Raw genomic sequence first — 16,431 nt, forward strand, 5'->3', positions numbered from 1 at the left:
CCCCTCACGACCACGCCGGCATGCCCACGCCCGGAGCGATCCGCTTTTCACGAGCATGTCGCGCGATCCACAGCGTGCACATCGGTTCCGCACAAATTCAATCCAAAACTCGCGGCCAACCGTATAGACACTCGCGTCGGGGCATTTCCCAGCGCGAAGCAGGACTCTCTGCCCGAGGGTCCCGAACCGGTTTGTCCCCCTATTGGAGATGCCAACATGAAAGTTTTCCCCCTGATCGTCGCCGCTTGCGCCTTGGCTGTTGCCGGTGCCGGCAGTGCCCGGGCCCAGGATTACAGCGCGCCAGGCTTCTACGGCGCGGTGGGTTACAGCGGTGTCGCACCCAAGAGCAACAACGGCGTGCTGGCGGGCGCCTTCCAGTCCAGCATCGGCGATGACTGGGAGCCGACCCTCACGCTGGGCTATCGCTTCGCGCCGAACTGGGGCGCCGAGCTGTGGCTGCCGCTCGTGAAGTTCGAGCACGACGTGAAGCTCGATGGCGCGAAGTCGGCCACCATCAAGCACATGCCGCTGCTGCTCACCGCCCAGTACCACTTCCTCGCCGACCAGGCATGGCAGCCCTTCGTCGGCCTGGGCTATGGCTGGGTGAACGTGAGCGACGAGCGCACCACGGGCCCCATCGCGGGCACGAACCTGGACGTGAAGGACGGCAGCGGTGTCGTCGGGCAGCTGGGCCTGGATTTCCACGCCACGCCGAACGTGTTCGTGCGTGCCGACGCGAAGTACCTCGACTGGAGCAGCGACGTGAGGCTCAACGGGGCGGGCATCGGCAAGGCGAAGGTCGATCCCTGGATCTACGGCATAAGCGTCGGCTACAGCTTCTGACGGTTCCGCTGCACGAAACCGCTCGACCCTGCACGCGCGGTGCACGCGAACGCACGTGGGGCATGGCCCGCACGCCGACCATCTCGCCGGCCGACTCCGACGCGCTGGTCGTCTGCGTCGTGCCGGCGGGCCGTTCCGGCGCGTAAATCCGCAAGCTGCCGCCGTCGCGGCCCGACAGCGCACCCGCAACGCCAGGTCGTCGTCGGCGAATCGACGCCGACCTGTTGCGGGCCCGTCTTCACGGGATGCAGAGCCTCGCCGGCCGATGATGCAATTTTGCAACGCAGGAGAACTGTCGATGAACGTGAAATTGAGTCTGCTTGCGGCTGCCTGTGCGCTGGCGCTGGCCGCCTGCAGCGACAACTCGTCCTCGCCGAAGGCACCCGAATCGGCTCCGACGCCGTCCGCCACCACGGCCCCGGGCGAGGCACCGGTGACGATGGCGCCCGCGCCGGCGGCGACCGCCGGCATGGCCGCTGCGCCGGCCGTGTCCGCGATGGACACCAGCAAGGGCGCTGCGGTGGTCACCGATTGCGCCACCGAGATCGAGGGTTCGGATGCGATGCAGTACAACGTGTCGTCCATTGTGGTGCCGTCGTCGTGCAAGGACTTCAAGATCACCCTCAAGCACACCGGCACCATGCCGGTCACTGCGATGGGCCATGACGTGGTGATCGCCAGGCAGTCGGACCTGCAGGCCGTGGACGCCGACGGCGTGGCCGCGGGCGCAGCCGCCGGCTACGTCAAGGAAGGCGACTCGCGCGTGATCGCGCACACCAAGCTGATCGGCGGTGGCGAAACCACCTCGGTGAGTTTCCCGGTCAGCAAGATCCAGAGTGGCGGCCCGTACGCGTTCTTCTGCAGTTTCCCGGGTCACTCGGCGCTGATGAAGGGCACGATCAGCGTGCAGTGACGTGTCTGCGCCGGGTTCCGTGCGAACCCGGCGCGGTCAGCTCGCAGGGACTTGCCGCCCGTTAGCCATGGCGGCGTCCAGCGTCAGCGCGACCTCGCGTTCCGGCACCGCGCCGACGATCTCCGCGCGGCCGATGCCGCGCCACAGGATCAGGCGCAACCGGCCGGCGGTGTTCTTCTTGTCCAGCCGCATCCACTGCAGCAACTGCTCCGTATCCATGTCCGGCGGGATCGCCAGCGGCAGGCCGAGTGCGTGCAGCAGGCGTTGCAGTCGCGCGGTGTCGCGCGGCTCGCTCATGCCGGAACGTTCGGACAATTGCGCGGCCAGCAGCATGCCGATCGCCACCGCCTCGCCGTGCAGCAGGCTGGCGTAGTGGCCCGCGGTTTCCAGCGCGTGGCCGAAGGTGTGGCCGAAATTGAGCAGTGCGCGTTCGCCTTGTTCGGTCTCGTCGCGGGCCACCACGCCGGCCTTGTACTGCACCTTGCGCGCGATGGCCTCCAGCACGGTGTCGACGTCGCGTGCGGCCAGCGCGTCGGCGTGCTGCTCCAGCCACGCGAAGAACGCCTCGTCGCCGATCGCTGCGCCCTTGACCACCTCGGCGAGGCCGGCGCGGTACTCGCGCGCGGGCAGGGTGGCGAGCGTGTCGATGTCGGCGATCACCGCGCGCGGCTGGTGGAAGGCGCCGGCCAGGTTCTTGCCCACCGGCAGGTTCACCCCGGTCTTGCCGCCGACCGAGGAGTCGACCATCGCCAGCAAGGTGGTCGGCATCTGGATGAAGTCGATGCCGCGCATCCAGCAGGCGGCACTGAAGCCGGCGAGGTCGCCGACCACGCCGCCGCCCAGTGCGATCACGCAGGCGTCGCGGGTGGCGCCGAGCTGGCCCAGCGCGTCCAGCACGCGGCCGACGTTGGCGAAGCTCTTGTGCACCTCGCCGTCGTCCAGCAGGAACGACGACCAGTGCAAACCCTCCAGCCCCGCCTCGACCCGCGGCAGGTACAGCGGCGCCACCGTGGTATTGCTGACCACCAGCGCATGGCGCCCGCGCAGCAACGGGCGCCAGCGCGCGGGATCGTCGAGCAGCCCGCTGCCGATCCATACCGGGTAGCTGCGCAGGCCGAGCGAGACGTTGATGCTGTGCAGGGGCGGCTTGTTCATGCGTGGTGCGGGGGACAGGAAAGAGGGGCGCGTTGCCAGTGCGCATCGATCAGGGCAATGCAGCGCTCGCTGGCGGCGCCGACACTGCCATGGTGGCCGGGCACGGCGAGGTCGGCAAGTTCGCGGTAGATCGGCTCGCGCACGCCGGCCATCGCCTGCAGGCGCGCGAGGCGGTCGGGCACGGCCAGCAGCGGGCGACGATGGTCGCGTTCGAGGCGTTCGAGTTGCTGCTCCACGCTGGCCTGCAGCCACACCACGAAACCGCGCTGGCTCAGCCAGCGGCGGTTGTCGCTCGCCAGCACGGCACCCGCGCCGGTCGCCAGCAGCATGCCGCAGCGCTGGCTCAGCGCGTCGAGCTGCGCGCTCTCGCGCTGGCGGAAGCCGGCTTCGCCCTCGACCTCGAACACGGTGCTCACGTCCACGCCGCAATGCTGCTCGACCTCCTGGTCGAGATCGATGAACGAGAGCCCATAATGCACGGCGAGCCGCCTGCCGACCGAGGTCTTGCCGGCACCGGTCGGACCGACGATGAACAGGTTGCACGACGGATTCATGGCTTGATGCTAACAGGCGCCGGAGGAGGGCTGCGGTGAGCGAAAGGGTACTGCTGGCCGGTTGTGGCGATCTCGGTCTGCGCGTGGCGCAGCGGCTGCGCGGGCGCGGTGACGAGGTATGGGCATTGCGCCGGCACCCGCCTGCGGCAGGGGGCCCGGACATCCGCTGGCTGCAGGCGGACCTCACCCGGCCGGACAGCCTCGCCGCCTTGCCGCGCGCATTCACGCAGCTGGTTTACCTGCCCACGCCGGACCACCGCGACGCGGCAGCCTATCGCGCGACTTTCGTCGACGGGCTGCGCCATCTGCTGGCCGCGCTCGACGATGGCAGGTTGCAGCGTGTGCTGCTGGTTTCCTCCAGCGCGGTGTACGGCGCGCACGACGGCGACTGGGTGGACGAGGACACGCCGCCCGCCCCACCCGGTTTCAACGGCGCCACCTTGCTCGAGGCGGAGCGCTGGCTGGCCGCGCAACCGGTGTGCTCGGTGGTGCTGCGCCTGGCCGGGCTGTACGGGCCGGGGCGAACCCAGCTGTTCGAGCGCCTGCGCGCCGGCACGGTGCAGGTGCCGCGGGCCGCGCCGCACTGGGCCAATCGCATCCATGTGGACGATGCGGCCGCGGCGATCGCGCACCTGCTGGCGCTGCCCGATCCGCAGGCGTGCTATCTCGGCGTGGACGACACGCCGCTGCCGCTCGACGTGCTGCACGATCATCTGGCGCGACTGCTCGGCGTACCCCCGCCGGCCGCCGGCGCGCCGCCGCCGGGCATCGGCAGCAAGCGGCTGAGCAATGCGCGGCTGCGCGCCAGCGGCTTCGTGCCGCGCTGGCCGGATGCGCGCCTCGGCTACGCCGCGCTGCTCGACAGCTGATCTTCGTTCCACCCGCCATCCAGGAGAGCGCCATGACTGCATCCATCCCGCATCACCAGGTCAGCACCGGCAACGACATCCCCGGTTGCCGCATCGTGCGCTCGTTCGGCATCGTGCGCGGCATTACCGTGCGTTCGCGCAGCGTGGTCGGCAACCTCGGCGCCGCGTTGCAGACCATCGTCGGCGGCAATATCTCCATCTACACGGAACTGTGCGAGAAGGCGCGCGAGGAAGCCTTCGAACTGATGCTGCAGCATGCCGCCGCGATGGGCGCCAACGCCGTGGTGGCGATGCGCTACGACGCCAACGACGTGGCCCAGGGCGTCACCGAAGTGCTGGCCTATGGCACCGCCGTGCAGGTGCAGCCCGCCTGAGCGCATGACGCGGTGCGGCTTGTGCCGCGTCGTGCGTGCGGGCCAGACTCGGGCTTCGGGACAGGGAGCGCCGCGTGCCGCTTGCACGCCCGGACGGGAGGTTCACGCCATGTCAGTAGCCAAGGTCATCGAGATCAACGCGTCGTCGAAGCAGGGCATCGAGGATGCCGTGCAGCACGGGTTGCGCAAGGCCGGGGAGTCGGTGAAGAAGATCAAGGGAGCCTGGATCAACGAGATCAAGGTGGTTACCGCCGACGACGGCAGCGTCACCGAGTGGCGCGTCAACATGAAGGTCAACTTCGTCGTCGACTGAGGGCGCGCGGCGTCAGGGCGGCGCCTCGACGCTGCCCTGTCAGCCGTGCGTGAGTCCGGTCACGTGGCGGTCGTCGTCGTACTCCACCACCGTGTCGGCCAGCGCCGGCAGCGTCGCCAATGCGTGGCGGCTGAGGCGTTCGAAGTGCATCAGGAAGCGGCCCATGCTGGCCGCGTCCATCGCCAGCGGGGCGTGGCGTGCGACCAGTTCCTCCTCCTGCTCGCCGCGCCAGCGGCGCACGATGTCCCAGTTCGGTGCCTGCAGCACGATCAGCGCGTCGAACTTGCGCCATAGCGGCTGGTAGCCGCGCAACTGCTTGTTGACCCAGCGCCGCCAGGCGCCGTCCGGGTCCTCGTCGCGTTCCAGTGCATTGATCGGCCGGGCCAGCGCCGTCAGCGGCTGCGGCCGGATGCCCAGCGCCCAACCCTCCACGATCACCAGCGCGGGTCGCTTGGTGATCCGCGGCCAGCGCGAGGGCGGCAGGCGCGTGTCGCGGCCCTTGTCGAAGCGCGGATGGGTCACCGCCAGCCGGGCGGAGGCGTGCGGCACCGCCGCCAGCACCGACAGCAGCAGCTCGATCTCGTGGGTACCCGGCACGCCGCGCGAACGCAGCAGCGGGTGCACGTCGCGCGCCAGCGCCTCGCGCTCGCTGCGGGCGTAGTAGAAATCGTCCAGCGAGAGCACCTCGGTGTCCCAGCCGCGCGCCTTGGCCTGCGCCTTCATGACTCGCGCCAGGGTGCTCTTGCCGCTGCCCTGCAGGCCCGACAGGCCCAGGATGTAGGGCCTGCGCGAGCGCGCAATGCGCCCGGCGTACTGGTCCAGAAGGTGTCCGGCCAGCGCCTCGTTCTGCTGCTGCGCCAGCGACATCATCGGCGGCGACTCCCGGCCTGGCCCGGGCCGGCACGACGGCAGGCCGGCGCATGGCCATTGCCGCCATTTTCACCTTGCGTGGAGAAGCATCGCGCCGTTGCCGCCGGGGGCGGGATGCGGGGTGCGGGGATCATTGCACTATCATCGGACAGTTTCATTCGCTCCATGATGGCGCGCTTTGGCCACGACGCAAAAGGGAAGTTTCACACATCATGCTCAAACCTGAAATCCTGGACACTTTCATCCGGCTGCTGGACGAGGCCAAGGCCAGCGGCGACCCCGAACCCACGGCGATGAACCTGGCCACCGCGGAAAGCGCCGGCCGGGTTGCCTCGCGCATCGTGCTCCTGAAGGGCGTCGACGAGCGCGGCTTTCGCTTTTTCAGCAACTACCAGAGCGACAAGGGCGGCCAATTGGAGGCGCACGCGCAGGTCGCGCTGTGCTTCCACTGGAAACACGTGCGCCAGGGCGTGCAGGTGCGCGTCGAGGGAGTCGCGCGGAAACTGCAGGAGGAGGAGTCCGACGCCTACTTCGCCAGCCGCCCGCGCGGCAGCCAGATCGGCGCCTGGGCCTCGCTGCAGTCGCAGACCCTGCCCGACCGCGAGACCTTCGAGCGGCGCGTGCAGCACTACGAGGAGGAGTTCGCCGGGCGCAACGTCAGCCGGCCGCCGCACTGGGGCGGTTACCTGGTGGAGCCGGACATGATCGAGTTCTGGTATGGCGCCGAGTTCCGCCTGCACGAGCGCGTGCGCTGGAGCCGCCACGGGCAGACCTGGACGTCCCGGATGCTGTACCCGTGAGCGCGTCGGCGGTGGTGGCGGCGCAGCGCGAGTTCGTGGTCGACACCCGCGGCCGCGGCTTCCACGACATCACCGCCGAAGTCGCCGATGCGGTCGCGGCCAGCGCGGTGCGCATCGGCACCGCGCTGGTGTTCACGCCGCACACCAGTTGCTCGCTGCTGCTCGGCGAGAATGCCGACCCCGCCGTGCGCGCCGACCTCGAGCGCTGGTTCGCCCGCGCGGTGCCGGATGGCGACCCGCTCTTCCGGCATGACGCCGAAGGCCCCGACGACATGCCCGCGCACGTGCGCTCGATCCTCACCGGGGTCAGCCTCGGCGTGCCGGTGCGCAACGCCGCGCCGACGCTCGGCACCTGGCAGGGCATCTACCTGTGGGAACACCGCCACGCCGCGCACCGGCGCCGGGTGGTGGTGACCGTGACGGGCATGCCGACGGACTGATCTCGCTCAGAGCAGCCGCATCAGTTCCTTCATCAGCGGCAACCGGCGCACGCGCACGGCGCTGGCGCGGAACACGGCGTTGGCCAGCGCGGGCGCGACGCTGGGCATCGCCAGGAAGCTCGCGCCACTGGGGTCGCGGTCGCCGGGCACGGTGATCACTTCCACCTCGCGCGGCAGCTCGGTCATGGTGGCCAGCGGGTAATCCTTGTAGCCGTGCTGCTGGACCTGGCCATCCTTGAAGGTGATCGCCGGGTGCAGCGCGAGCGACAAGGCGTCCAGCGTGGCGCCGGCGATCTGTCCTTCCAGGCCCAGCGGATTCACCACGCGACCCACGTCGACGGCGCAGGCCACGCGGCGGACCACCAGCGTCTGGCCTTGCAGCGCGACCTCGATGGCGTGCGCCACGTAGGCGCCGTCGACGTGCCAGCAGGCGAGGCCCAGGCCGTTGATGCTGTGCAGCCAGTTCTTCCACACGATGCGGTCGGCGACCAGTTGCAGCACGTTGCGAAGGCGGCCGACATCGAGCACGGCGTCGCCGCCCAACGGCAGCTGGCGCGGTTCGCCGAGGATGCGCAGCCGCGTCTTCAGCGGATCTTCGCGCAGCTGGTGGGCGATCTCGTCGATGAAGCTTTCCACCGCGAACGCGTTGCTGAGATGCGGCATGCCGCGGAACGGTCCCCGCGGCATCGCCGAGGCCTGCGCGTACCAGTCGCTGCGGTAGTTCGGCACCAGGCCGGCGGGCAACTGGTCGGCGCGCAGCTCGGAGCGCCACAGTCGATCTTCCGGCACGCCGCGCAGGCTCGCCGCCGAGGCGCTGACCATGCGCTGGTTCCAGCCGATCAGCCGGCGCTTGCGGTCGACGACGGCGTTGAGCTGGTGCACGCAGCCGGAGCGGTAGAAGTCGTGGCTGAAATCCTCGTCGCGGGTCCACAGCAGGCGTATCGGCTTGCCGACCGCCTGCGCCAGGATCACCGCCTCGGCGACGAAATCGTGGTCCAGTCGGCGACCGTAACCGCCGCCCACGCGCGGCACGCGGATGTCGATCTGCGCCGGCTGCAGACCGGTCAGGCGCTGCACCACCGCCCAGGCTTTCTGCGGCGCCTGGGTCGGCACCACCAGGCTGGCGCGATCCTTGTCCAGCCGCACCAGGCAGTTCATCGGCTCGGCGGTGGCGTGGGCCAGCCAGGGCTGCACGTAGGTGGCCTGCAGGCGGCGCGCGGCTTTCTTGCCGGCGGCGTCGACGTCGCCGTCGTCGCGCACGCGCGTGGTCGGCGCATCGGTGCCGGCGAGCGTGGCCAGCGCCTGTTGCTCCAGCCCGCTGCTGCTCTCCCCGCCGCCTGCGCCGGGCTTCCATTCGAGCTTGAGCTTGGCGCGGCCCCGCAGCGCAGCCCAGGTGTCGGCGGCCAGCACGGCGACGGCCGGGGCGATCACCGTCATGCCGCGCGGCTGGCCCGGCTCGGGCTTGAGCTGGATCACCTTGACCACGCCGGGCTGCGCCAGCGCGTCGCCGGTGTCGATGCGCGCCAGCGTGCCGTCCGGCCACTGGCAGTGCACCAGCACGGCGACCAGTGCATCGCCGAGATGCTCGTCGATCGCGTAGCGCGCCTGGCCGGTGACGATGGCATGCGCGTCCACGTCGCCGGCGGGCCGGCCGATCAGCTGGTAGCTGCTGGCGGCCTTCACCGGTGGCGCCTGCGTGGGCAGCGCGACCTGGCTGGCGTCGGCGGCGAGACTGCCGTAGGTGGCCCGGCGCCCGTCGGGCGCGATCACGGTGCCCGCATCGCAGCGCAGCCGGCTGGCGGAAACGCCGAGCCGTCGCGCCGCCGCCTGCAACAGCAGCCAGCGCGCCAGCGCGCCGACCTGGCGCAGGTCGCGCCACGCGGCCGGGATGGAATTGCCGGTACCGCCCACCTGGTGGCCGTAGGTCCACTTCGGCCGGCCGTTGTCGTTGCTGACGCCCAGCCCCAACGCAACCACGCGGACCCGCTCCCAGTCGGCGTCGAGTTCGTCGGCGATGATTCGCGGCAAGGCCGTGGCCACGCCGGTGCCGGTATCCGGGTCGCGCGCACCGATCAGCACCAGGCCGTCGGCGTCGATGCGCACATAGGCGCCGAGGTCGTGGAAGTCGTCGCCGAGCAGCGCTGGCGGCAACGGAGCGTCGGCGGCGTCGGCCAGGCGGATGCCGACCACCAGCGCACCGGCGGTACCGGCCAGCACCTGCAGGAATCGACGGCGATCGAGGCGGATCGTGGAGTTGCCGCGCTCGCTGCTCACGACTGGCCCGCCTTGCCGGCCGCCGCCCGCTTGATCGCGCGGCGCACGCGGGTCTGGCAGCCGCAGCGGCACAGATTGGGCAACTGGTCGATGTCGTCGTCGCTCGGCTTGGGCTTGCGCCGCAGCAGCGCCACGCCGGCGATCAGCCAGCCCGGCGTGCAGTAGCCGCAGCCGATCGCGTCCTCGTCGATGAAGGCCTGCTGCAGCGGATGCAGGCTGTCGCCGCCGCCGGCCAGCCCCTCCACCGTGGTGATCGACTTGCCGGCCAGTGTCTGCATCGGCACCGTGACCGCGGAAACCGCCGCGTCCGCCACCAGCACGAGGTCGGCGCCGTTCTCGCCGTGCGCGCCGCCGTACTTGGTGCCGGTCAGCCGCAACACGTCGCGCAGGTACCACAGCAGCGGCATCTGCGGGTCGCCGGTGTGCCGATAATGCTCGCCGTTGATCTGCACATCGATGCCCTCGCGTGCCTTCTCCGGCACGATGGCGCTGGCCGGTTCGGCCGGCAGGATGTGGGATTGGAGCATCGGGACTTCTCCGCGGATCGTCTGCCTATTGTGGCATTGCCGTGTGGCCGCAGCAGCCCCGCAGCCACATGCCGTTCATCGTCGACGGCAGCGAGCGGTGCGCCGGGCCGGCGTCACGCGCCGCGGTGCTGCTCGCCCAGGCGGCGCCAGATGCCGTACACCGGGATGCCCGCGGCCATGATCAGCAGGCCCATGCCCGCGTTGCGCGGGTTGTCGAGCAGGGTGGCCACCACCACCGCGCCAACCGTCGCGATGAACAGCCACGGCAGCCACGGGTAGCCGGGCACGCGGAAGCCGGGGTTGGCCGGATCGTGCCGGCGATACCAGAACAGCGTGGCCACGCCCACCGCGCAGGCCAGCCAGTCGCCGAAGGTGGCGTAGTCCAGCAACTGGCCGTAGCCGCCCGAAAGGGCCAGCACGATGGCCCAGCCGGTCAGCAGCAGCAGCGCGGTGTTCGGCGTGCGCCAGCGCGGATGCAGCCGCGCCACCGCGCGGAAGAACAGCCCGTCCTCGCCCATCACCTGCAGCACCCGCGCACCGGCGACCAGGGTGATGTTGCAGAAGCCGAGGGTGGAGATCGCCACGCCCAGCGCGATCACCTTCGCGCCGACCGGGCCGGCCACCTGCTGCATCACGTCCGCCGCCGGCGCGGTGCTGGCGGCGAGCCCGGCGTGACCGAGCACGGCGAGGTAGGCCACGTTGACCAGCGCGTAGGCGCCGATCACCAGCAGCATGCCCAGGGTCAGCGCGCGCGGCAGCGTGCGCTGCGGGTCGCGCACTTCGCCGGCCAGGTTGTTGAGGTAGGTGAAGCCGGAATACGCGAACAGCACCGGCAGCGCCGCGCCCATGAAGCCGACGCCGTGGCGCGCCGGATCGGCGGCCAGCACCTGGCCGTGGCCGGCGCCGGCGAGGAACAGGCCGCACACCACCAGCACCGCCACCGCCAGCAGCTTGAGCAGGGCGAACAGGTTCTGGATCTGCGCGCCGAGGCGGATGCCGAACAGGTTGATGCCGCCGACGAAGACCAGCGCGCCGACGGTCAGCGGCAGCGCCCAGGCCGGCGGCAGCCCGAACAGCGAAGCGGCGTAGCTGGCGAAGATCGTCGCCACCGCCGCGCTGGAGCCGGAGTAGATCACCAGCAGCATGGTCCAGCCGAACAGGAAGCCGGCCAGCGGCCCGAACGCCTCGCGCAGGTAGACGTAGGTGCCGCCCGCGTGCGGCCGGCGCGCGCCGAGCTCGGCGTAGCACAGCGCGCCGATCAGGGTGAGCACGCCGGCGGCCACCCACATCAGCAGCAGCGCCAGCCCCGACTCGGTGCGCTGCGCCACGATGCCGGGGTTGAGGAAGATGCCGCCGCCGATGATGCCGCCGACCACGATCAGGGCGGCGTCCCACGGGCGCAGGCTGCGCAGGTAGCTGCCGGAGGGATGGGCTGAGGGCATCGGTCGGGTCATGTGGATGGCGGCGCGACAGCATGGCGGCGCGCCGCGCGTTCGGCAAGGCGGCGGTGATCAGTCCGCGGCCGGAAACAACAGCTCGCCGCGCACGCCGATGACGCAGGCTCCGCCGATGGTGACGGCGCCGGTGGCGGCGTCGCGCGCTACATCGACCAGGCCGTCGCGACCCACCTCGCGCCCCTGGCTGGCGCGATAGTTCAGGCCATGGCCGTCACGATCGCCGCGCGCGCCGAGCCAGGCCATGATCGCCGCATTGGCGCTGCCGGTGACCGGGTCCTCCGGGATGCCGTCGGCGGGACAGAAGGCGCGCACCGCCATGGCCGCGACATCGGAACGTTCATGCCCGAACACACTGACGCCGACCGCGTCGTGCCGGAGGCACAGCGCCGCCAGCGCCGCCATGTCCGGCGTCAGCGCGCGCACCGGTGCCGCCTCGCGCAGGTTGCACAGGATCCAGTGCGGTCCGTTGTCGACCAGGACGACGTCGTCGCGCGCAAGTTCCACCCGCAATGCAGATGCGAGCTGCGCACGCAGGGCATCATCGATCTCGCCCAACCGGGCCGGCGGCGCCTGCACGTGGATGATTCGTGCCGGGCCGTCGCCGACCACCTGCACCGGCAGCAGGCCGGCCTCGCACTGCTGGGTCAGTCTGCGCTTGCCGGCATCGACCAGCCCCGCCTCGATCGCTGCATACGCGCTGCCCACACTGGGGTGGCCGGCGAACGGCAACTCCTGGCGCGGCGTGAAGATGCGCACGCGGTAGTCCGCCTGCGGCTCGGTAGGCGGCAGCAGGAAACTGGTTTCGGAGAGGTTGGTCCAGCGCGCGATGCGCTGCATCGCTGCGCCATCCAGCCCCTCGGCGTCCACCACGACGGCCAGCGGGTTGCCGTTGAGCAGGCGGTCGGCGAAAACGTCCAGTTGCAGGAAACGGCGTGCTGGCATGGCGGTTCCGGGGGAGGGAGTCGCCGGAAGATCGCATTGATGGCGTTCGCCGACAAGCCGGCGAACCGGCCCGCGCATTCGGCGCGGGCCGGGGCGTTCGCTCAGAAGCCCACGCGCAGGAACGTGTCGAAATTGGCCACGTCCAGGGTGCCGATGCCGGCGCCCGGGTTGTAACGGCCATTGCCGGCGTAGAACCAGTTGTCGCCGGCACTGATGCGGTTGAACGCCGACCACTTGCCGTAGCCGAAGAGGTTCTGCAGCAGGTACATGTGCGGGTTCCACAGGCCGATGCGATGGCCCGTGCTCTGCCGCAACAGCGCGGTGATGCCGTTCAACTGCGGTGCGACGAAGCTGGTGCCGCCGGAGCTGTACAGGCCGCCCTGGAACACCAGCAGGTAGCCGGTTTCCGGATCCGCGTTGAGCGAGATGTCCGGCAGGTTGCGACCCTTGAAGTTGCCGGGCAGCTTCAGGTAGGTGTACGGGCCGGTGGCCGGATCGTTGTAGGTCAGCTCCTGGTTTTTCTCGCTGCGCTCCATGCCGCTGGTGAAGAGCTGGTACATCGGCTGGCGCCAGTAGACGCTGACGCCACCGCCGCCGCCGACCGAGAACACATAGTCACGGCTGGGCACGAACGGCAGCAGGTAATCCCAGCCCCACACGCTCTCCTGGTCGATCGACAGCACCACCTGGCCGGAGGAGTTGACGAACTTCACCGGCACCGTGGTGCCGCCGGCAGCGGTGATGTACGGATCCGACGCCGGGGCATCGACGGTGAGCGGGGCGCTGAACTCGCCCGGTCCGTCGCCGGTGCCGAGGGCGCGTACCGTGTCGTAGGCGCCGGAGTCGCCGCTGGCGGCGAACATCGACTGCCCCTGCGCGGCTGCCTCCAGGAAAATCTGGTGATAGGCACGCAGGTCGCCGACGTCGGTGGTGTCGGTGTTGCGCGCGCCGTCCACGTTCAGCGCCGCGAAGTTGAAGATCTCGCCCAGGCCCCAGCTGGCCGAGATGCTGTCCGCCCGGTTGTCGGAGACCGCGCGGGCGAACGCGTCGACGAAGCCGGAGCCGGCGTTCGGCGCGTCGTAGACGATGATGTTGGCCTGCGGCGCCAGCCCGCCGGCCTGCTGCACGTCGAGCGTGGTCTCGTCCGCGCCGTTGGTGCCGCCGCCGCCATCGACATGCACCTGGGTGATGCGGTTCGGTTTGGTGTCGAGCCCGATCGCGGTCCAGTAATCCTCCGCGTCAGACGGGTCGAAGGTGGCCAGGGTGACGATGGCCAGGGTCGAACCCTTGCCGGTGATGCCGCGCCGGTACAGCGGGTTGATGTTGTACAGGTTGGCCACGTCGCCCACGGTGTACTGGCCAGGCACCCCGGTGGCGGTGGGATTGCCGGTCGCTGCCGCACCTGCCTGCGCCGACAGCGTGGTCGGCGGGTTGGCCAGCCGCAGGTTGGTCACCGGCAGCTTCGACGTGTGGTGCGGCACGTAATGCCACTCGTTGCTGAGGCCGCTGGCCAGGATCACGTTGTCGCCCAGGCCGACCGGCATCACCAGCGGACGCGCCGGGCGATGGAAGCGCTGGCCCGTCTTGCGCGACACGTAGTTGTGCACCGGCGTGCCGAACAGCTGGCTGAACTGGCCGATCGTGCCGCGCACACTGATTACCAGGTGGCTGTCCAGCAGCTCGCCCTGCAGCCCATGCTGGCTCAGGTAGCCCTGCACTTTGGCGATTTGCGCATCGGTGGCGCCGTAGCGTTCGGCGAACTGCGCCGTGGTGAGGAACTTCTGGAAGTTCGCGCTGCCGGGCGTGGCGGTCTGACGAACGTAGTTTTCAAGCTCGGCCTCGTGGCGCAATCGCAGCACGAGGCTGACGGTGACGCTCTGGTCGGTGGGTGCCAGGCCCTGGTCGGTGACGGCCTGCAAACCCGCGGCGGAGACCGAGGTGGCCACACCGGCCAGCATGGCCGCAAGGCTGATAGCGAGAACTTTCCTGCGCAATTTGAAGTGCATGAGTGCTTCTCCCTGGAGTGGACAGGGCTGGCTGGAAAGCGGATGCACTTTCGGCAGGCAACGAACGGAAGGTGGCGGCGCTTTGAAGCTCAGCCCTGCGTTTCACGTGCGAATTGCAACTTCCCCAGCGACGTCGTCAGTTCCCCCTGACGACCGGCGTTGCGCCGCTCGCGCGAGATTAGTACCAAGTGCCTGCCGAGATAAAGACGCCCGGGTGCCTTCGTCCGCAGGCCGGCCTGCGCTGCGCCCGGCCGGGTTTTGCCGCCGGTGGCCGGTGCGGCACAATGGCGGTTTTCCCGGTCTGCCCACAGCGAATCCATGGCCTCCATCAAGCAAGAAGACCTGATCCAGTCCGTCGCCGACGCGCTGCAGTACATCAGCTACTACCACCCGGTCGACTACATCAAGAGCCTGGCCGCCGCGTACGAGCGCGAGGAATCACCCGCCGCCAAGGACGCGATGGCGCAGATCCTGATCAACTCGCGCATGGCCGCCGAGGGCCACCGGCCGCTGTGCCAGGACACCGGCATCGTCACCGTGTTCCTCAAGGTGGGCATGAACGTGCGCTGGGACGACGCCACCATGTCGCTGGAGGACATGGCCAACGAAGGCGTGCGCCGCGCGTACATGGACCCGGACAACAAGCTGCGCGCCAGCGTGCTGGCGGACCCGGCCGGCAAGCGCATCAACACGAAGGACAACACGCCGTCGGTGGTCAACATGTCGATCGTGCCCGGCGACACCGTCGAGGTGATCGTGGCGGCCAAGGGCGGCGGCTCCGAGGCGAAGTCGAAGTTCGCCATGCTCAACCCGTCCGACTCGATCGTCGACTGGGTGCTGAAGACCGTGCCCACGATGGGCGCCGGCTGGTGCCCGCCGGGGATGCTCGGCATCGGCATCGGCGGCACCGCCGAGAAGGCGATGCTGATGGCGAAGGAGGCGCTGATGGAGGAAATCGACATCCAGGAACTGATCGCGCGCGGCCCCGCCAATCGCGCCGAGGAGCTGCGCATCGAGCTGTTCGAGAAGGTCAACGCGCTGGGCATCGGCGCGCAGGGGCTGGGCGGCCTCACCACCGTGCTCGACGTCAAGGTGAGGGATTTCCCGACCCACGCGGCGAACCTGCCGGTGGCGCTGATCCCGAACTGCGCCGCCACCCGCCACGCGCATTTCGTGCTGGACGGCTCCGGCCCGGTGATGCTCGACCCGCCGTCGCTGGAAGACTGGCCCAAGCTCACCTACGACGCCTCCAAGGGCCGCCGGGTGAACCTCGACACGGTGACGCGCGAAGACGTGGCCAGCTGGAAGCCGGGCGAGACGCTGCTGCTCAACGGCAAGCTGCTCACCGGCCGCGACGCCGCGCACAAGCGCATGGTCGAGATGCTCAACCGGGGCGAGCCGCTGCCGGTGGATTTCAACGGCCGCTTCATCTACTACGTCGGCCCGGTCGATCCGGTGCGCGAGGAAGTGGTCGGCCCGGCCGGCCCCACCACCGCCACGCGCATGGACAAGTTCACCGAACAGGTACTGGCGCAGACCGGCCTGCTCGGCATGGTCGGAAAGGCCGAGCGCGGCCCCGCCGCGATCGAGGCGATCAGGAAGCACCGCTCGGTGTACCTGATGGCGGTGGGCGGCGCCGCGTACCTTGTCTCCAAGGCGATCAAGGCCTCGCGCGTGGTCGGTTTCGCCGACCTGGGCATGGAGGCGATCTACGAATTCACCGTCGAGGACATGCCGGTCACCGTGGCGGTCGACTCGGGCGGCAGCTCGGTGCACCAGACCGGTCCGCGCGAATGGCAGGCGAGGATCGGCAAGATCCCCGTCTTCATGCAGTAAAAGCAGTGCGCGCAGCGCACGCGTTTGCCTCCTTCCCCTCCGGGGGAGGATTGAGGAGAGGGAGTTTCAGGATCACCTCAGCTCTCCATCGAAACCCCGAACACCCCGCAGGGGGGCACTGCCCGCCGCCCCGCACGAGGCAAGGAAGGGCCGGAGGGTACTGCCCGCATACGGCAAACAGCAGTCTAGACGTCCAAACGAGTCGTCCTCGAAAAACCATTTGCAATTCCAATGTCGCAGCGCAACACTGACTGAACA

The 16,431-nt window shown here is 69.8% G+C and carries 17 protein-coding genes; 8 read left to right on the forward strand and 9 right to left on the reverse strand.

The window, feature by feature from the left end; translation table 11 throughout:
* Nucleotides 1-216: 216 nt before the first annotated feature.
* Entirely contained in the window at nucleotides 217-843 is a 627-nt protein-coding gene (locus ACFCQI_RS11745) for an OmpW family protein (RefSeq protein ID WP_395116884.1), read from the forward strand.
* Nucleotides 844-1,141: 298 nt separating this feature from the next.
* Nucleotides 1,142-1,756, forward strand: coding sequence for an azurin (gene azu / locus ACFCQI_RS11750; protein ID WP_395116886.1), 615 nt, complete (start codon nucleotides 1,142-1,144; stop codon nucleotides 1,754-1,756).
* A gap of 36 nt (nucleotides 1,757-1,792) precedes the next feature.
* Here the strand turns inward: azu and aroB are convergent, their stop codons facing one another.
* On the reverse strand, nucleotides 1,793-2,911 hold the full coding sequence (gene aroB, locus ACFCQI_RS11755; protein ID WP_395116888.1) for a 3-dehydroquinate synthase: 1,119 nt from the start codon (nucleotides 2,909-2,911) through the stop codon (nucleotides 1,793-1,795).
* Complete coding sequence (locus ACFCQI_RS11760; RefSeq protein WP_395116890.1) at nucleotides 2,908-3,465, reverse strand: shikimate kinase; 558 nt, start codon at nucleotides 3,463-3,465, stop codon at nucleotides 2,908-2,910. Before ACFCQI_RS11760 ends, aroB begins: the two co-directional genes overlap by 4 nt.
* A gap of 35 nt (nucleotides 3,466-3,500) precedes the next feature.
* Here ACFCQI_RS11760 and ACFCQI_RS11765 point away from each other — a divergent pair, with 35 nt between their 5' ends.
* The 3 genes from ACFCQI_RS11765 (at nucleotide 3,501) to ACFCQI_RS11775 (ending at nucleotide 5,021) form a co-directional block, all read left to right on the forward strand.
* Nucleotides 3,501-4,334, forward strand: a complete 834-nt coding sequence (locus ACFCQI_RS11765) for an NAD-dependent epimerase/dehydratase family protein (RefSeq protein ID WP_395116891.1) — start codon at nucleotides 3,501-3,503, stop codon at nucleotides 4,332-4,334.
* A gap of 32 nt (nucleotides 4,335-4,366) precedes the next feature.
* The gene (locus tag ACFCQI_RS11770) at nucleotides 4,367-4,708 is read left to right on the forward strand and encodes a YbjQ family protein (RefSeq protein WP_395116893.1); all 342 of its coding nucleotides are present in this window, start codon (nucleotides 4,367-4,369) and stop codon (nucleotides 4,706-4,708) included.
* Between the two features lie 109 nt (nucleotides 4,709-4,817).
* A complete protein-coding gene (locus ACFCQI_RS11775) occupies nucleotides 4,818-5,021 on the forward strand; it encodes a dodecin family protein (protein ID WP_395116895.1) in 204 nt (67 codons plus the stop codon).
* Between the two features lie 39 nt (nucleotides 5,022-5,060).
* Here ACFCQI_RS11775 and ACFCQI_RS11780 read toward each other — a convergent pair whose 3' ends face one another.
* Nucleotides 5,061-5,891, reverse strand: coding sequence for a kinase (locus tag ACFCQI_RS11780; protein ID WP_395116897.1), 831 nt, complete (start codon nucleotides 5,889-5,891; stop codon nucleotides 5,061-5,063).
* Between the two features lie 212 nt (nucleotides 5,892-6,103).
* On the opposite strand from ACFCQI_RS11780, the gene pdxH reads away from it, so the two are divergent.
* Together pdxH and ACFCQI_RS11790 are read left to right on the forward strand one after the other, a co-directional pair.
* Complete coding sequence (gene pdxH, locus ACFCQI_RS11785; RefSeq protein WP_395116899.1) at nucleotides 6,104-6,691, forward strand: pyridoxamine 5'-phosphate oxidase; 588 nt, start codon at nucleotides 6,104-6,106, stop codon at nucleotides 6,689-6,691.
* Complete coding sequence (locus ACFCQI_RS11790; protein ID WP_395116901.1) at nucleotides 6,688-7,131, forward strand: secondary thiamine-phosphate synthase enzyme YjbQ; 444 nt, start codon at nucleotides 6,688-6,690, stop codon at nucleotides 7,129-7,131. The genes pdxH and ACFCQI_RS11790 overlap by 4 nt, the downstream gene beginning before the upstream one ends.
* A gap of 6 nt (nucleotides 7,132-7,137) precedes the next feature.
* Here the strand turns inward: ACFCQI_RS11790 and ACFCQI_RS11795 are convergent, their stop codons facing one another.
* The 6 genes from ACFCQI_RS11795 to ACFCQI_RS11820 form a co-directional block, all read right to left on the reverse strand.
* Nucleotides 7,138-9,405 carry a molybdopterin cofactor-binding domain-containing protein gene (locus ACFCQI_RS11795; protein ID WP_395116903.1) on the reverse strand — a complete coding sequence of 756 codons (2,268 nt, stop codon included), beginning with the start codon at nucleotides 9,403-9,405 and terminating at the stop codon, nucleotides 7,138-7,140.
* Nucleotides 9,402-9,932: a (2Fe-2S)-binding protein gene (locus ACFCQI_RS11800; protein WP_395116905.1), complete on the reverse strand. Its 531-nt coding sequence runs from the start codon at nucleotides 9,930-9,932 to the stop codon at nucleotides 9,402-9,404. Before ACFCQI_RS11800 ends, ACFCQI_RS11795 begins: the two co-directional genes overlap by 4 nt.
* A 113-nt stretch (nucleotides 9,933-10,045) precedes the next feature.
* Nucleotides 10,046-11,374, reverse strand: a complete 1,329-nt coding sequence (locus ACFCQI_RS11805) for an APC family permease (protein WP_395116907.1) — start codon at nucleotides 11,372-11,374, stop codon at nucleotides 10,046-10,048.
* A gap of 69 nt (nucleotides 11,375-11,443) precedes the next feature.
* Nucleotides 11,444-12,331 carry a PhzF family phenazine biosynthesis protein gene (locus ACFCQI_RS11810; RefSeq protein ID WP_395116909.1) on the reverse strand — a complete coding sequence of 296 codons (888 nt, stop codon included), beginning with the start codon at nucleotides 12,329-12,331 and terminating at the stop codon, nucleotides 11,444-11,446.
* Between the two features lie 101 nt (nucleotides 12,332-12,432).
* Nucleotides 12,433-14,337: a protease pro-enzyme activation domain-containing protein gene (locus ACFCQI_RS11815; RefSeq protein WP_395116911.1), complete on the reverse strand. Its 1,905-nt coding sequence runs from the start codon at nucleotides 14,335-14,337 to the stop codon at nucleotides 12,433-12,435.
* Nucleotides 14,338-14,426: 89 nt separating this feature from the next.
* Nucleotides 14,427-14,657 carry a hypothetical protein gene (locus ACFCQI_RS11820; protein ID WP_395116913.1) on the reverse strand — a complete coding sequence of 77 codons (231 nt, stop codon included), beginning with the start codon at nucleotides 14,655-14,657 and terminating at the stop codon, nucleotides 14,427-14,429.
* Between ACFCQI_RS11820 and ACFCQI_RS11825 the strand changes: the two genes are divergently transcribed.
* Nucleotides 14,656-16,173, forward strand: a complete 1,518-nt coding sequence (locus ACFCQI_RS11825) for a fumarate hydratase (protein ID WP_395116915.1) — start codon at nucleotides 14,656-14,658, stop codon at nucleotides 16,171-16,173. The two genes, ACFCQI_RS11820 and ACFCQI_RS11825, sit on opposite strands and share 2 nt — an antisense overlap.
* The last annotated feature ends 258 nt before the right edge of the window (nucleotides 16,174-16,431 follow it).

Source organism: Rhodanobacter sp. FW102-FHT14D06, assembly GCF_043950705.1.
Classification (GTDB): Bacteria; Pseudomonadota; Gammaproteobacteria; order Xanthomonadales; family Rhodanobacteraceae; genus Rhodanobacter.

Excerpts from the sequence above, each read along its gene's own strand:
- ACFCQI_RS11745 (WP_395116884.1), top strand. The coding sequence starts at position 217 with ATGAAAGTTTTCCCCCTGATCGTCGCCGCTTGCGCCTTGGCTGTTGCC.
- azu (WP_395116886.1), top strand. The coding sequence starts at position 1,142 with ATGAACGTGAAATTGAGTCTGCTTGCGGCTGCCTGTGCGCTGGCGCTG.
- aroB (WP_395116888.1), bottom strand. The coding sequence starts at position 2,911 with ATGAACAAGCCGCCCCTGCACAGCATCAACGTCTCGCTCGGCCTGCGC.
- ACFCQI_RS11760 (WP_395116890.1), bottom strand. The coding sequence starts at position 3,465 with ATGAATCCGTCGTGCAACCTGTTCATCGTCGGTCCGACCGGTGCCGGC.
- ACFCQI_RS11770 (WP_395116893.1), top strand. The coding sequence starts at position 4,367 with ATGACTGCATCCATCCCGCATCACCAGGTCAGCACCGGCAACGACATC.
- ACFCQI_RS11775 (WP_395116895.1), top strand. The coding sequence starts at position 4,818 with ATGTCAGTAGCCAAGGTCATCGAGATCAACGCGTCGTCGAAGCAGGGC.
- ACFCQI_RS11780 (WP_395116897.1), bottom strand. The coding sequence starts at position 5,891 with ATGATGTCGCTGGCGCAGCAGCAGAACGAGGCGCTGGCCGGACACCTT.
- pdxH (WP_395116899.1), top strand. The coding sequence starts at position 6,104 with ATGCTCAAACCTGAAATCCTGGACACTTTCATCCGGCTGCTGGACGAG.
- ACFCQI_RS11800 (WP_395116905.1), bottom strand. The coding sequence starts at position 9,932 with ATGCTCCAATCCCACATCCTGCCGGCCGAACCGGCCAGCGCCATCGTG.
- ACFCQI_RS11805 (WP_395116907.1), bottom strand. The coding sequence starts at position 11,374 with ATGCCCTCAGCCCATCCCTCCGGCAGCTACCTGCGCAGCCTGCGCCCG.
- ACFCQI_RS11810 (WP_395116909.1), bottom strand. The coding sequence starts at position 12,331 with ATGCCAGCACGCCGTTTCCTGCAACTGGACGTTTTCGCCGACCGCCTG.
- ACFCQI_RS11815 (WP_395116911.1), bottom strand. The coding sequence starts at position 14,337 with ATGCACTTCAAATTGCGCAGGAAAGTTCTCGCTATCAGCCTTGCGGCC.
- ACFCQI_RS11825 (WP_395116915.1), top strand. The coding sequence starts at position 14,656 with ATGGCCTCCATCAAGCAAGAAGACCTGATCCAGTCCGTCGCCGACGCG.
- ACFCQI_RS11820 (WP_395116913.1), bottom strand. The coding sequence starts at position 14,657 with ATGGATTCGCTGTGGGCAGACCGGGAAAACCGCCATTGTGCCGCACCG.